Genomic DNA, 13467 nt, shown 5'->3' with positions numbered 1-13467 from the left:
ACTGGCAGTTTCGATGGTTTATCCAACAAGATCGCCTCGCTTTCTCAGCTTCACGCATTCAAAACAGTTTATGTAATATACCGTCGTTTATCCAGAAGTCTCAATCTGTACCCCTGCGTCACGTAGCAGCACGCCCAACATGCCCCAAAAAAAGTCTTCGCCGGGGTACCCTTCGATCCGGCCGACTTCGCGGCCGTTGTTCAGCAAAACAAAGGTTGGAGTGTAGTACAGAGGTCTTCCCAGTTCGATTCCATCCGGCATGGATGCATGGATGTCTATGCGCTGAAGCGGGGCGGCATTTCCTTCCGGTGTCTTCGGGTAGATCCCCGAGATTTCGGAATCCCATCGGGCACACCACATGCACCCATCTTCTTCGGCCATCAGAAGTGTCATTTCCGCCCGTAAAACCCGGGGCGAAACAAGCAACGTGACCGCAAGCACAAGCAGGAAAAGGTGGCGCATCTCAAGCTCCGATTGACCGCGGCGACATATCTTTATTACTTTGAATGTATGAATGATAGCGCGCCAGGACAGGTTTGACCATGCTCGACATTACACTTGCAGGAGCTCTGGTCGCTGGGCTGTTGTCCTTTCTGTCCCCCTGCATCCTTCCGATTGTGCCGTTCTACCTCAGTTATCTGGCGGGTGTCGGGATGGAGCAGATTTCCGCGAATTCCGCCATTTCCGGCAACGTTCGCCGCAGGGCAACGCTTGCTGCAATCGCATTTTCAGCGGGGATCATAACGATTTTTATGGCTCTCGGAGCCACGGCTTCGATATTCGGACAACTTGTTCGCGAATACTTCGATATCCTTCGTTGGATAGCGGCAGCCATCATCGTGACGATGGGTTTGCATTTCCTTGGGCTGATTCGCATCGGGTTTCTGTATCGCCAGTTTCGGGCAGACGTCGGCGAGACATCAAACCTGAGCCTGATCGGGGCATATGTTCTTGGACTGGCATTTGCTTTCGGCTGGACGCCCTGTGTCGGGCCGGTGCTTGCTGCAATCCTGTTTACAGCGGCCGGAACCGAGACGGCTTGGCGTGGAGCGGTTCTTTTGTTCGTCTACGGGGTAGGAATGACCGCACCGTTTGTTCTGGCGGCTTTCTTGGTTCGTCCCTTCATGCAGTGGATGGCGCGGTTCAGAAAGCATTTGCCTCTGATCGAGAAGGGGATGGGCGCCTTGTTGATTCTGTTCGGCGTCCTGATCGCAACAAACTCGATCAATCAAGTCGCCCAATGGATGCTGGACCATATGCCCTGGCTTGCGGCCATTGGATAATACGGGAGGAAAACATGAAGCGAACATTGTCAGTATTGATGGCATGCTTATTGGGCGTGGCGGTTTCCGCCGCCGAGCTTGGCGACGACGGGTTGCATAAAACACCGTGGATGCGCGACACGTTCAAAGACCTTCGCGAGGATCTTGAAGAGGCGTCAGGTGAAGGCAAGCGGTTGGTTTTGTTTATCGAGCAACAGGGCTGCATCTATTGCAAGAAAATGCACGAAGAGGTTTTCCCCCAGCCTGACCTGGCGGCGTTCATCGAAGAGAACTTTTTTGTCGTCCAACTGGATTTGCACGGAAGTACCACGGCCACCGACTTTGATGGGGAAGAGAGCGAGCAAAGAGCGCTGATGCGCAAATGGGGGATTCTGTTTACCCCGACCCTTGTATTTCTGCCGGAAGAAGTTCCCGAGGACGCCACCGCCATTGAAGCTGCGGTTGCAGTAATGCCGGGAGCGTTCGCCAAAGGAACAACTTTGGACCTTTTCACCTGGGTCTACGAGAAGCGGTACGAACTTGATAATGGTGAAGATTTTCAGCGATATCACGCGCGACGCATTCAGGAGCGAAACAATGTTTCGCAAGACTGAGGGTCGGAGTTATAAATAAAAAAATTCATTGTAATGAATTTAATGTTGCGACAGACCGTACTCGTCGACTACGGTACACAAATGCTTTGGGTCGCAAGGCGCCGTCGGCGTATTAGCATATGGGAGGGATCATGAAGCTGAGACTCTTAACATTGGTCTGCGCAATGACGGGGGCTGCCGCTTTTGCTGCGGAGACAGACCCGGAAAGCGTAACCTATGGTGAATATGGTGAGGTGGAGGCGTCTTTGACCGGCACCGCCGGTGATGCGGCAAATGGCGCGCTTATCGTTGGCGACAAGTCAAAAGGCAATTGCGTGGCATGCCACGCGGTATCGGCTTTGGCCGACATTCCGTTCCAGGGCGAGGTTGGCCCGGCGCTGGATGGTGCCGGTGATCGTTGGTCCGAGGCCGAGCTTCGCGGACTGGTTGCAAACGCGAAAATGACGTTCGAAGGCACGGTGATGCCGGCATTCTACAAGGATGACGGCTATATCCGCCCGGGCGACGCCTATACCGGCAAAGCCCCGACCGAGCCTCTGACGTCGATCCTGACAGCGCAGGAAATCGAAGACGTGGTCGCGTTTCTTGCGACCCTGAAAGAGCAATAGTCGCGCTTCCAAAGTGTGATTGTCGAAGATTCAAAGGAGATTGAAAATGGAACTCTCTCGCCGCGAAACTCTGGCCCTTGGGCTGGGTGCCGCATTCCTGACAATGATGCCGCTTCGTGCAAATGCGGCCGCTGAGGATGCGATTGCCGCGTTTACAGGTGGGGCGGATGTGGCTGACGGCGGTGTTACACTGACGGCACCTGAAATCGCCGAAAACGGAAACACGGTTCCGATCGAAGTAAGCGCCCCGGGTGCGGCGTCGATTCTGATCGTTGCAGCAGGCAACCCCGAACCGGGCGTCGCAACGTTCAATTTCGGACCGCTGGCTGCTGAACAAGCCGCTTCGACCCGTATCCGTCTTGCGGGAACGCAAGACGTGATTGCCGTGGCGAAGATGGCAGATGGCAGCTTTGCCAAGTCATCCGCGACCGTAAAAGTGACAATCGGCGGCTGCGGCGGCTGATAGCCACGCATGCCTCGAAGAACAGGAGACTAACCAATGGCATCCGGTGTGAAACCCCGCGTCAAGGTTCCGAAGAAAGCCGCTGCTGGCGAAGCCGTCACGATCAAGACACTGATCAGCCACAAGATGGAAAGCGGACAGCGCAAGGACAAAGAAGGCAACGTCATACCTCGGTCGATCATCAACCGTTTCACCTGCGAGTTTAACGGCGAAATGGTGATCGATGTGACGATGGAGCCGGCAATTTCTACCAATCCGTACTTTCAGTTTGAGGCAACCGTGCCCGAGGCAGGTGAGTTCGTGTTCACCTGGTACGATGACGACGGCTCTGTCTACGACGAGAAGAAATCGATCGAGATCGCCTGACGGCTCGACCACTAAGGCAGATCAGCGCCGGACATGACGTTTGGCGCTGGTCCACCAAGGGAGGAACGTAATGAATACAAAGGCATTAACGGCGATCGCGGCAGTTCTGGTTTTCCCAGCGGCAGCAATGGCCGGACCGGACGAAGACAATCTCGTGATCAATGGCGAGCTGGACATGACCTCGGTCACCGAAGCTCCGGCGCATCTGGAAAACCTGGACACGATCTATTCCGGTTGGCATTTCCGTACGGATGAAACCCAGGCCCTTCAGATCGATGATTTCGACAATCCGGCGATGATCTTCGTCGATCAGGCCGCCGACCTTTATGAGACGGTCGATGGTGCTGCCGGCAAAAGCTGTGCCTCGTGCCACGACGGGGTGGAAAGCTTCAAGGGATTGCAGGCTTCCATGCCGAAGGTTGATGCCGAAACCGGCAAGCTGGTGGTCATGGAAGATCTGATCAACGAGTGCCGAACCGAGCGTATGGAGGCCGATGCCTGGAAATGGTCCGGTGGCGATATGCAGGGCATGGTCGCTTTGATCGGCCTTCAGTCACGCGGAATGCCCATGAACGTTGCCATTGACGGTGATGCAGCCCCGTATTGGGAACAGGGCAAGGAAATGTACTACACACGCTATGGTCAGCTGGAGCTGAGCTGTGCCAACTGTCATGAAGACAATTGGGGCAACATGATCCGGGCAGATCACCTGAGCCAGGGAATGATCAACGGGTTCCCGACTTACCGCTTGAAACAGGCCAAGCTGATCTCGCGACACAATCGTTTCCGCGGTTGTATTCGTGATACGCGGGCGGAAACCTTTGCCGAAGGGTCGGACGAGTTCCGTGCGCTGGAGCTTTATGTTGCCTCGCGTGGCAACGGGCTTTCAGTCGAAACCCCGGCTGTGCGCCAATAACGAACGACCCGCGTGGGCGATGTCCCGCGCGGGTTTTTCAGGAACGCAACATTCACACATTTATATGTGTAACAGGAAAGCTGAAAGATGATTTCTCGACGTGACTTCTTGCAGGTTTCAATGGCGGCTTCGGCTCTGTACGGGGCGTCCGGGTTTGGCAATTGGGCCAGACTTGCAGCGCAGCAAAGTCTGAAGCAGGATCAGCTGCTGGAGTTTGAAACCTTTGGCAATATCAGCCTGATCCATGTCACCGACATTCACGCGCAACTCAAACCGATTTTTTTCCGTGAACCCGAGATAAACCTTGGTATCGGCGAGGCAAAGGGACAGATGCCGCACGTTACGGGGGCCGCGTTCCGCAAGGCCTATGGGATCGAAGATGGCAGCCCCTCGGCCTATGCATTGACCTATGACGACTTTGCAGCCCTGGCAAAAACCTACGGTCGGGTCGGTGGTTTGGACCGGGTTTCTACAGTCATCAACGCCATCCGTGCGGACCGACCCGATGCCCTGCTTTTGGACGGCGGCGATACCTGGCACGGATCTTACACCTGTTACCAGACAGCCGGTCAGGACATGGTCAATGTCCTGAACGCGCTGAAACCCGATGCAATGACCTTCCATTGGGAGTTCACGCTGGGCAGCGACAGAGTGAACGAAATCGTCGAAGGGCTGCCCTTTGCCGCCTTGGGTCAGAACATTTTTGATGCCGAATGGGATGAACCCGCGGAATTGTTCAAGCCTTACAAGTTCTTTGACCGGGGCGGTGCAAAAGTTGCCGTGATCGGGCAGGCATTCCCATACATGCCAATCGCGAACCCGGGTTGGATGTTCCCTGAATACTCTTTCGGTATCCGGGATGAGAACATGCAGGCAATGGTTGACGAGGTTCGCGGTGCCGGTGCCGATGTCGTCGTCGTCCTCAGCCACAACGGCTTTGACGTAGATAAAAAAATGGCAGGCCGGGTGCAGGGGATCGACGTGATCCTCAGCGGCCACACTCATGACGCGCTGCCCGAGCCGGTTCTGGTGGGCAAAACACACATCATCGCGTCAGGCTCGAACGGCAAATTCGTCAGCCGTGTGGACCTGGATGTACGGGATGGGCAGTTGATGGGGTTGAAGCACAAGCTGATCCCGATTTTCTCTGATGTTATCGCTCCGGATCCTGCGATTACCGCTCTGATAGATGAGCAGCGCGCGCCGTATGAGGCCACGCTCAGCGAAGTGATCGGTAAAACGGACTCGTTGCTCTATCGTCGCGGCAATTTCAACGGCACTTGGGATGATCTGATCTGCGACGCCCTGCTTAAAGAACGTGAGGCAGACATTGCCATGTCGCCTGGCGTTCGATGGGGCCCGTCGATCCTGCCGGGGCAGGAGATCACGCGCGAGGACATCTGGAACGTCACCTCGATGTCTTACCCGAATGCCTATCGCACGGAAATGACGGGTGAATTCATCCATGTGATCCTCGAGGATGTTGGCGACAACCTGTTCAACCCTGATCCTTACTACCAGCAGGGCGGCGACATGGTCCGTGTCGGTGGGCTGGGCTACCGCATCGACGTGACCAAGCCACAAGGGCAGCGGATCAGCGAAATGACTTTGCTGAAGACAGGTGAAGCGATTGATCCGTCGAAAACCTATGTCGTGGCCGGCTGGGCCAGCGTCAACGAAGGCACCGAGGGTCCGCCGATCTGGGATGTCGTCGAAAACCACATTCGCAATCTAGGCACCGTAACGGTGCAAGAAAACACCAGTGTCGATGTCGTCGGCGCTTAAGAAACAGATGGAGACCTAAGAGATATGGATGACGCGTTCAAACCGTCGCGCCGGGCCTTCCTGAAAGGCAGTGCCGCGGTCGCCGCGGGGTCAGTTGCAGGTGCGGCAGTGGCAGAAACGCCCGACCCCCTGATAACAGAGCTTCAGGATTGGGCATCGTACACGGGTGCAGGCGTTGACGAGACACCTTATGGCATGCCGATCAGCTATGAATCCCATGTCGTGCGACGCAATGTGGAATGGCTGACCGCCTCTCCGATTTCGTCGATCAACTTCACGCCGATCCATGCGCTCGAAGGGACGATAACGCCGCAGGGCTGCGCCTTTGAACGTCATCACTCTGGCGCGATTGAACTGCGCAAGGAAGACTATCGGCTGATGATCAACGGGCTGGTCGATCGCCCGCTGGTTTTTACGTATGACGACATCGAGCGGTTCCCGCGCGAAAACCACGTGTATTTCTGCGAATGCGCGGCGAATACCGGGATGGAGTGGGCAGGCGCGCAACTCAACGGTGTGCAATTCACCCATGGTATGATCCACAACATGGAATATACCGGTGTCCCGCTGCGCACGCTGTTGCAGGAGGCCGGCGCCGATATCTCGCCCGACAAATGGGTCTATGTCGAGGGCGCGGACGCGTCGTCCAATGGCCGCTCCATTCCGATGGAAAAAGCGCTGGATGACGTTCTGGTGGCCTTCAAGGCAAATGGCGAAGCCCTGCGGATGGAGCATGGCTATCCTGTGCGCCTGGTCGTGCCGGGCTGGGAAGGCAACATGTGGGTCAAATGGCTGCGCCGGATCGAGGTTGTCGACAGGGCGGTGGAAAGCCGCGAAGAAACTTCGAAATACACCGATGTTTATGCCGACGGCACGGCCCAGAAATGGACTTGGGTGATGGATGCGAAATCCGTCATAACCTCGCCCAGTCCGCAAATGCCGATCAAACATGGGCCGGGGCCGCTGGTGATTTCAGGGCTTGCATGGTCAGGCCACGGACAGATTACCCGTATTGATGTATCCAAGGACGGCGGCATCACGTGGGAAACGGCACGCCTTGGCAAGCAGGGCGACACCAAGGCTTTGACACGTTTCTATCTCGACACGAATTGGGACGGGGCACCCATGCTCCTACAGGCCCGAGCAATGGATGAGACCGGCTATGTACAGCCGACCAAAGACCAGCTGCGCGAAAAGCGCGGCGAAAACTCGGTCTATCACAACAACTGTATCCAGACGTGGTACGTAAGCGCAGAAGGGATCGCCGAGAATGTCGAAGTCTCTTAGTCATGTTTTCCTGCCGGTATTCGGCGGCACAGCGTTGGTGCTTGCGGGGGCGTTGGTGTTCGCCAACCGAAACTTCGGCCAATCGAAGATCGAAACTTTGGAAACCCGGATTGGCCAGGTTGAGGCCCACGCAGCAGCCGCACAGGAAAAAGCGAAGTCAGAAGCCGAACGAGCAGCCCAGCTTGAGCTCAAAGTTCAGGAAATTCAGGCTGCTGCCGCGGAACGGGTTGCGAATGGCGCGAACCTGACCGCACCCGCGCCCAGCCGCGAGGGTACCTATGGGCTTGGACGGCCTGCGCTGGAGGAAGAGATCGCGGCCTGGGACGTTGATGTTCTGCCGGACGGGCGGGGCTTGCCTGTCGGATCGGGCGACGTTTGGACCGGGGAAGAGGTTTTTGCCGACCGCTGCGCGTCCTGTCACGGAGAATTCGCGGAAGGTGTGGACAACTGGCCTGTTCTTGCCGGTGGGTTCGATACGCTTGCAAACGAAGATCCCGTGAAGACCGTCGGGTCCTACTGGCCGCATTTGTCTACCGCCTGGGATTACATCTCCCGATCCATGCCATTTGGCGAGGCGGGCACTTTGACCGCGGATGAGACCTATGCGATTGTTGCCTACATCCTGTATTCAAATGATTTGGTGGATGACGATTTCGAATTGAGCAACGAAAACTTCGCCGAATTCGAGATGTACAACAAAGACGGTTTTGTCGTCGATACACGACCCGAGACCGAGTACACTGAATGGCGCAAAGAGCCTTGCATGGAAAACTGCAAGGCAGAGGCCGCTGTCACGATGCGCTCTGTTTTTCTGGTCGAAACGCCGCCCGAAGGTGGGTCGAACTCGGTGATGAATGACGCCAGCGTGGACGGGTTGCCGACATTCACTGCGGACGGCCCGTCGTTCATTCCGGCAGCGGCACCCAAGCCCGAGGAAGAAGCCGCTGCGGAACCAGCCGTTCAAGAGGCCGAAAAGACTGACGAGGCAACGGAACTGGTTGCCGCCGGAGCAAAAGTCTTCAAGAAGTGCAAAGCCTGCCATCAGGTGGGTGAAGGTGCAAAGCACAGTACCGGGCCGGCATTGAACGGGATTGTTGGGTCCAATGCAGGATCGGTCGAGGGGTTCAAATACTCCAAGGCGATGAAAGCCGCAGCCGAGGCCGGCCTTGTTTGGACGGATGAGGAAATGGCGGCTTTCCTGACGAAACCCAAGGATTACATGAAGGGCACGCGAATGTCTTTTGCGGGGCTCAGGAAGCCGGATGACATTGAGGCCGTGATTGTCTACCTCAAATCGTTCGGAAGCTGATCATGCGGTGGTCGAACATATTGTCGTGCGCAGCGGTTCTGGCGGCTTTCGCCTCATCGACCTACGCAACCGAAAACCTGGGTGATGCCGAGGCCGGGAAAACAGTGTTCGCCAAATGCAAAGGCTGCCATCAGGTTGGCGAAGGTGCTGAAAACAAAATCGGCCCGCATCTGAATGGTGTCTTTGGGCGCAAGGCCGCGGGTCTCGATGGTTTCAATTATTCCAAGAGCCTTGTGCGCGCGGGAAATTCGGGTTTGGAATGGCACGCTGACACCTTGTCGGCCTATATCGAGAACCCACGTGCATTTGCGTCGGGCACAAGGATGAGCTTTCGCGGCCTGAAAGACCCGGAAGACCGTGCCAACGTGATTGCCTATTTGCGGGCGTTTTCAGACAATCCCCGTGATATTCCCGAAGCGGACCCAACCGCGAAAGGTACGGATCATTCCGTCGATCCAGCGATCCTGGCGATTCAGGGGGATCCCGAATACGGCGCATATCTCAGCAGCGAATGCACGACGTGCCACCAGATCGAAGGCGGTGACCAAGGTATCCCATCGATCGTCTATTGGCCCGACGAGGATTTTGTTGTCGCCATGCACGCATACAAGGACAGACAGCGGCCACATCCGGTTATGCAAATGATCGCCGGAAGGCTGAGCAATGACGAGATTGCGGCTTTGGCCGCCTACTTCAATAATCCAGAGTGACTGTGCCTATGGGGAGGAAACGCGATGACACTCAATAGACGAACATTTCTAGGAGCCGCCGGGGTGGTGGCAGCCGGACTATCTGCGCCGATGGTTCTGGCTCAGGGCAGACCCCGGGTTGTTGTTGTCGGCGGCGGCGCAGGCGGCGCTACGGCCGCCCGCTACATCGCCAAGGACAGCAAAGGTGAGATCGACGTGACGCTGATCGAGCCGTCACGGACCTACTACACCTGCTTCTTCTCGAACCTGTATCTGGGAGGGTTTCAGGAACTTTCGGATATCGCCCACAGCTATGGTACGCTTGCAGCCGAATACGGGATCAACGTGGTCCACGATTGGGCCGTCGGCGTGGATCGCGATGCCAAGACTGTTTCGCTGGCGGGTGGTGGCTCGGTCCCCTACGACAAGCTGATCCTGAGCCCTGGTATCGACTTTGTCGACGGGGCAGTTGAAGGCTGGGACGTCTCGGCGCAGAACAAGATGCCGCATGCGTACAAGGCGGGCTCTCAGACGGAACTTCTGAAGGCGCAGATCATGGCGATGCCAGAAGGCGGTACCTTTGCGATGGTTGCACCACCAAACCCGTACCGGTGCCCGCCCGGGCCCTATGAACGGGTCTCGATGGTTGCGCATGTTCTGAAAGCAAACAACCCAACTGCGAAAATCATCGTGGCAGATCCAAAGCCGAAGTTTTCGAAGATGGCATTGTTCCAGGAAGGCTGGGCGAACCACTATGAAGGCATGGTCGACTGGATCGGCGAAGACTTCGGTGGCGGCAATGTCTCGGTAAACCCGGACGCGATGACGCTGACCATCGACGGAGAAGAGACCAAAGTCGACGTCTGCAACGTGATTCCAGCCATGAAAGCCGGACATATTGCGGAAATGGCCGGAGTGACCGACGGCAACTGGGCGCCGGTGAACGCCGCGGACATGTCCTCCAAGGCTGATCCGGACATCTATGTCCTTGGCGACGCCAGCCAGCAGGGCGACATGCCGAAATCGGGTTTCTCAGCCAACAGTCAGGCGAAAGTCTGTGCGAATGCCGTGCGGGGCGCGTTGACCGGATCCAAGGTGTTCCCGGCCAAGTTCTCCAACACCTGCTGGTCACTGATCGACACGGATGATGGCGTGAAGGTTGGCGCAACCTACGAGGCGACGCCGGAAAAAATCGCCAAGGTGGACGGCTTCATCAGCCAGACCGGCGAAGATGCCGATCTGAGAAAAGCAACCTACGAAGAGTCGCTGGGTTGGTATGCCGGGATCACCTCGGACATGTTCGGATAGAAGTCTTCGGGGGTTTTGACACGGGTCAAAGCCCCCGGAAGTTCAATCCGAGAAAATGCGGCTCAGGAGGAGGATCAGAACCATGAAACACTTTATCGTTACGGCCGCATTTTTTGCAGTCTCCGCCGGTCAGGGACTCGCCGAGGATATCATCACCACTCCCTTTGACGGAAGTTTTGATGATGCCACCTTTGCCGTCGAATCCGCCATTGTCGGGCAGGGGCTGGTCATCGACTATGTGAGCCACGTTGGGGATATGTTGAACCGAACGGGCGCTGATGTCGGCAGCGACAAACAGATATTCGCGGCGGCGGACATCTTTATTTTTTGCTCGGCAAAGATTTCGCGTGAGGTGATGGAAGCAGATCCGATGAATATCGGCTATTGCCCATACGGGATATTCGTGACCGAGGACGATGACGGGGTGAAGGTAGGATACCGAAGCTATCCGGACGGCCCAATGCAAAAGGTCCAGACCCTGTTGTCCGGAATCGTTGAAGAGGCTGTTGGGGATTGAAATGAACTACCAGCAGTATTTTCGTGATCAACTTGGTCAACTGAAAGACGAAGGAAACTACCGGGTTTTCGCGGACCTCGAACGTCAGTGCGGCGCGTTTCCAAAGGCGCGCAGTTACACGGGGAATGGTCCCGAAAAAGTCACTGTCTGGTGCTCGAACGACTATCTTGGAATGGGCCAGCACCCAAAAGTCCTCGCAGCCATGCATGGGGCGATTGACAAAAGTGGTGCCGGGGCAGGGGGAACGCGGAATATCTCGGGAACCACGCACGAACACGTGCTGTTGGAGCAGGAGCTTGCGGACCTTCACGGCAAGGACGCGGCATTGCTGTTCACGTCCGGCTACGTATCCAATTGGGCCGCCTTGGGAACCTTGGCGTCCCGCATTCCTGGCATCACGGTTTTGTCCGACGAATTGAATCATGCCTCGATGATCGAGGGGATTCGTCACAGTCGTTGCCAAAAGCGGATCTGGAAGCACAACGATCTTGCGGATCTTGAAAGACACCTTGTGGACCTGCCTGCAAATGCGCCAAAGCTGATTGCGTTTGAAAGCGTCTATTCCATGGATGGCGACATTGCACCGATTGCCGGGATCTGTGATCTGGCGGATCGTTACGGTGCGATGACCTATCTGGATGAGGTTCACGCGGTCGGGCTTTACGGTCCGCGCGGCGGAGGCATTGCCGAGCGCGAGGGCCTGATGGACCGCCTGACCGTGATTGAAGGGACTTTGGGCAAGGCGTTCGGCGTGGTAGGAGGATACGTCGCGGCGTCGAAGGAGCTTGTCGACTTTGTCCGATCCTTTGCCAGCGGGTTTATCTTTACTACCGCGTTACCTCCAGCCGTGGCCGCAGGTGCTGCGGCTTCGGTGAAGCACCTGAAGCAAAGCAATGCAGAGCGGCAACAGCACAAGAAGCGCGTGCGCGAAGTCCGGGACAGGCTGGACGATCTGGGTATTCCCCATACACCGAACCCAAGCCATATCATTCCGGTCATGGTCGGCGATCCGGTCAAGTGTCGCTTCATTTCGGATGTGCTGATGCGTGACTATGGGATCTACATTCAGCCCATCAACTATCCAACTGTCCCCAAAGGAACGGAACGCCTGCGGATTACGCCGTCGCCGGTGCACACCTGTGAAGATGTCGACCGGCTGGTATCCGCATTGGGAGAGTTATGGACGCAATGCCAATTGGCGCGCCGGCCGATGGCCGCGCAATGACGATGACGAATTGACCAAAGGCAAGGACACATACGCAACGAAGTGAGAGTTTCTGCCCATGGAGAGGCTCATCGATCTGCTGGGAGACCCGGGCGCATTGGCATTTGCCGGAGTGCTCGTCGGTATCTTGTTCGGCGTGACGGCTCAGAAGTCCCATTTTTGTTTGCGCGCGTCGACTGTCGAAGTCGCCGAAGGTAAGCTTGGCCCCCGTTTGGCGGTTTGGCTGATCGCCTTTACCGCGGCACTGACGCTGGTTCAGGCGCTTGTCTCGCTTGAATTGCTGGACCTTTCAGAAGCACGCGCCATCGCGTCAACCGGCAGCCTTAGCGGTGCGGTTATTGGTGGGGCGATGTTTGGCATAGGCATGGTTCTTGCGCGCGGATGTGCATCTCGCCTGTTGGTCTTGGCCTCGTGCGGCAACCTGCGTGCACTTGTGACAGGATTGATTTTGACCTTGGTGGCCCAGGCAGCCTACACAGGAGTACTCAGCCCAGCCCGTGAAGCGATTTCCGGTCTGTGGACCATCTCAGGAGGCGCACAGCGCGATCTTTCAGCAATAATCGGGCTTTCACCACCGGCCTATACAGCCGTTGCCGCAATTGGATTTGTTCTGGCAATTGTGTTTGCGTTTCATAGAAATGTCGCACCTGCAAAGATCGTGACAGCCGCAGGCGTGGGCGGGGCAGTGGCGCTTGGGTGGTTCATGACATATTCCATCGCGCAAGCTTCTTTCGAAGTCGTACCTGTGTCTTCAGTGACGTTTACCGGCCCGGCCACAGACACGCTGATGGCGTTGGTTGCAGAGAGAAATGTGGCGCTGTCTTTCGGCATCGGCCTTGTTCCCGGCGTGGCCATTGGCGCAGCAGGATCTGCCATCCTTTCCGGCGAGTGGAAGATCGAACGTTTTGGCTCGGATACACCGATGGAACGTTACCTGGTCGGAGCTGTCCTCATGGGGTTCGGAGCGATGCTTGCCGGAGGTTGCGCCGTGGGCGCCGGGCTTTCAGGCGGGTCCGCCCTGTCATTGACAGCCTGGCTTGCCGTTTTCTTCATGTGGGTTGGGGCGATAGGCACGCACAGGTTTTTGATGCGGCTGCCGGTACTACAGCATTCCTGAC

15 protein-coding genes are annotated in these 13467 nt (G+C 56.7%); 14 read left to right on the top strand and 1 reads right to left on the bottom strand.

All coding sequences use genetic code 11. The features are described 5' to 3' along the window. Window positions 1–87 precede the first annotated feature (87 nt). Window positions 88–462, bottom strand: a complete 375-nt coding sequence (locus AC2FFD_RS07705; protein ID WP_170345084.1) for a thioredoxin domain-containing protein — start codon at window positions 460–462, stop codon at window positions 88–90. A gap of 80 nt (window positions 463–542) precedes the next feature. On the opposite strand from AC2FFD_RS07705, the gene AC2FFD_RS07700 reads away from it, so the two are divergent. The 14 genes from AC2FFD_RS07700 (at window position 543) to AC2FFD_RS07635 (ending at window position 13466) form a co-directional block, all read left to right on the top strand. After that, the gene (locus tag AC2FFD_RS07700; protein WP_496872772.1) at window positions 543–1283 is read left to right on the top strand and encodes a cytochrome c biogenesis CcdA family protein; all 741 of its coding nucleotides are present in this window, start codon (window positions 543–545) and stop codon (window positions 1281–1283) included. A gap of 14 nt (window positions 1284–1297) precedes the next feature. Then, window positions 1298–1876, top strand: a complete 579-nt coding sequence (locus tag AC2FFD_RS07695; protein ID WP_170345086.1) for a thioredoxin family protein — start codon at window positions 1298–1300, stop codon at window positions 1874–1876. A 131-nt stretch (window positions 1877–2007) separates the two neighbouring features. Further along, window positions 2008–2484 (top strand): sulfur oxidation c-type cytochrome SoxX, encoded by a 477-nt coding sequence (gene soxX, locus AC2FFD_RS07690; RefSeq protein ID WP_257600278.1) that lies wholly within the window; start codon window positions 2008–2010, stop codon window positions 2482–2484. A gap of 46 nt (window positions 2485–2530) precedes the next feature. Further along, a complete protein-coding gene (gene soxY, locus AC2FFD_RS07685) occupies window positions 2531–2947 on the top strand; it encodes a thiosulfate oxidation carrier protein SoxY (RefSeq protein ID WP_496872771.1) in 417 nt (138 codons plus the stop codon). Window positions 2948–2983: 36 nt separating this feature from the next. Next, window positions 2984–3313 (top strand): thiosulfate oxidation carrier complex protein SoxZ, encoded by a 330-nt coding sequence (soxZ, locus tag AC2FFD_RS07680; RefSeq protein WP_170345089.1) that lies wholly within the window; start codon window positions 2984–2986, stop codon window positions 3311–3313. Between the two features lie 70 nt (window positions 3314–3383). Next, entirely contained in the window at window positions 3384–4229 is an 846-nt protein-coding gene (soxA, locus tag AC2FFD_RS07675) for a sulfur oxidation c-type cytochrome SoxA (protein WP_170345090.1), read from the top strand. Between the two features lie 87 nt (window positions 4230–4316). Next, window positions 4317–6014 (top strand): thiosulfohydrolase SoxB, encoded by a 1698-nt coding sequence (gene soxB, locus AC2FFD_RS07670; protein ID WP_496872770.1) that lies wholly within the window; start codon window positions 4317–4319, stop codon window positions 6012–6014. 24 nt (window positions 6015–6038) lie between these two features. Then, window positions 6039–7301 carry a sulfite dehydrogenase gene (gene soxC / locus AC2FFD_RS07665; protein WP_496872769.1) on the top strand — a complete coding sequence of 421 codons (1263 nt, stop codon included), beginning with the start codon at window positions 6039–6041 and terminating at the stop codon, window positions 7299–7301. Then, window positions 7285–8610: a c-type cytochrome gene (locus AC2FFD_RS07660; RefSeq protein WP_496872768.1), complete on the top strand. Its 1326-nt coding sequence runs from the start codon at window positions 7285–7287 to the stop codon at window positions 8608–8610. Before soxC ends, AC2FFD_RS07660 begins: the two co-directional genes overlap by 17 nt. Window positions 8611–8612: 2 nt before the next feature. Beyond that, the gene (locus AC2FFD_RS07655; RefSeq protein ID WP_171330267.1) at window positions 8613–9320 is read left to right on the top strand and encodes a c-type cytochrome; all 708 of its coding nucleotides are present in this window, start codon (window positions 8613–8615) and stop codon (window positions 9318–9320) included. Between the two features lie 24 nt (window positions 9321–9344). After that, window positions 9345–10607, top strand: a complete 1263-nt coding sequence (locus tag AC2FFD_RS07650; protein WP_170345095.1) for an NAD(P)/FAD-dependent oxidoreductase — start codon at window positions 9345–9347, stop codon at window positions 10605–10607. Window positions 10608–10689: 82 nt separating this feature from the next. Continuing rightward, window positions 10690–11124, top strand: coding sequence for a DUF302 domain-containing protein (locus AC2FFD_RS07645; RefSeq protein WP_496872767.1), 435 nt, complete (start codon window positions 10690–10692; stop codon window positions 11122–11124). A 1-nt stretch (window position 11125) separates the two neighbouring features. Beyond that, complete coding sequence (hemA, locus tag AC2FFD_RS07640) at window positions 11126–12349, top strand: 5-aminolevulinate synthase (RefSeq protein WP_496872766.1); 1224 nt, start codon at window positions 11126–11128, stop codon at window positions 12347–12349. A 58-nt stretch (window positions 12350–12407) separates the two neighbouring features. Continuing rightward, window positions 12408–13466, top strand: coding sequence for a YeeE/YedE family protein (locus tag AC2FFD_RS07635; protein WP_496872765.1), 1059 nt, complete (start codon window positions 12408–12410; stop codon window positions 13464–13466). Window position 13467 lies beyond the last annotated feature (1 nt).

This window comes from Ruegeria sp. YTSC002, assembly GCF_059609845.1.
Note: the sequence above shows the minus strand (reverse complement) of the source record. Positions and strands in the feature narration are given on the sequence as shown.

Coding starts and splice junctions, on each gene's coding strand:
- AC2FFD_RS07705 (WP_170345084.1), bottom strand. CDS start 462: ATGCGCCACCTTTTCCTGCTTGTGCTTGCGGTCACGTTGCTTGTTTCG.
- AC2FFD_RS07700 (WP_496872772.1), top strand. CDS start 543: ATGCTCGACATTACACTTGCAGGAGCTCTGGTCGCTGGGCTGTTGTCC.
- AC2FFD_RS07695 (WP_170345086.1), top strand. CDS start 1,298: ATGAAGCGAACATTGTCAGTATTGATGGCATGCTTATTGGGCGTGGCG.
- soxX (WP_257600278.1), top strand. CDS start 2,008: ATGAAGCTGAGACTCTTAACATTGGTCTGCGCAATGACGGGGGCTGCC.
- soxY (WP_496872771.1), top strand. CDS start 2,531: ATGGAACTCTCTCGCCGCGAAACTCTGGCCCTTGGGCTGGGTGCCGCA.
- soxZ (WP_170345089.1), top strand. CDS start 2,984: ATGGCATCCGGTGTGAAACCCCGCGTCAAGGTTCCGAAGAAAGCCGCT.
- soxA (WP_170345090.1), top strand. CDS start 3,384: ATGAATACAAAGGCATTAACGGCGATCGCGGCAGTTCTGGTTTTCCCA.
- soxB (WP_496872770.1), top strand. CDS start 4,317: ATGATTTCTCGACGTGACTTCTTGCAGGTTTCAATGGCGGCTTCGGCT.
- soxC (WP_496872769.1), top strand. CDS start 6,039: ATGGATGACGCGTTCAAACCGTCGCGCCGGGCCTTCCTGAAAGGCAGT.
- AC2FFD_RS07660 (WP_496872768.1), top strand. CDS start 7,285: ATGTCGAAGTCTCTTAGTCATGTTTTCCTGCCGGTATTCGGCGGCACA.
- AC2FFD_RS07655 (WP_171330267.1), top strand. CDS start 8,613: ATGCGGTGGTCGAACATATTGTCGTGCGCAGCGGTTCTGGCGGCTTTC.
- AC2FFD_RS07650 (WP_170345095.1), top strand. CDS start 9,345: ATGACACTCAATAGACGAACATTTCTAGGAGCCGCCGGGGTGGTGGCA.
- AC2FFD_RS07645 (WP_496872767.1), top strand. CDS start 10,690: ATGAAACACTTTATCGTTACGGCCGCATTTTTTGCAGTCTCCGCCGGT.
- hemA (WP_496872766.1), top strand. CDS start 11,126: ATGAACTACCAGCAGTATTTTCGTGATCAACTTGGTCAACTGAAAGAC.
- AC2FFD_RS07635 (WP_496872765.1), top strand. CDS start 12,408: ATGGAGAGGCTCATCGATCTGCTGGGAGACCCGGGCGCATTGGCATTT.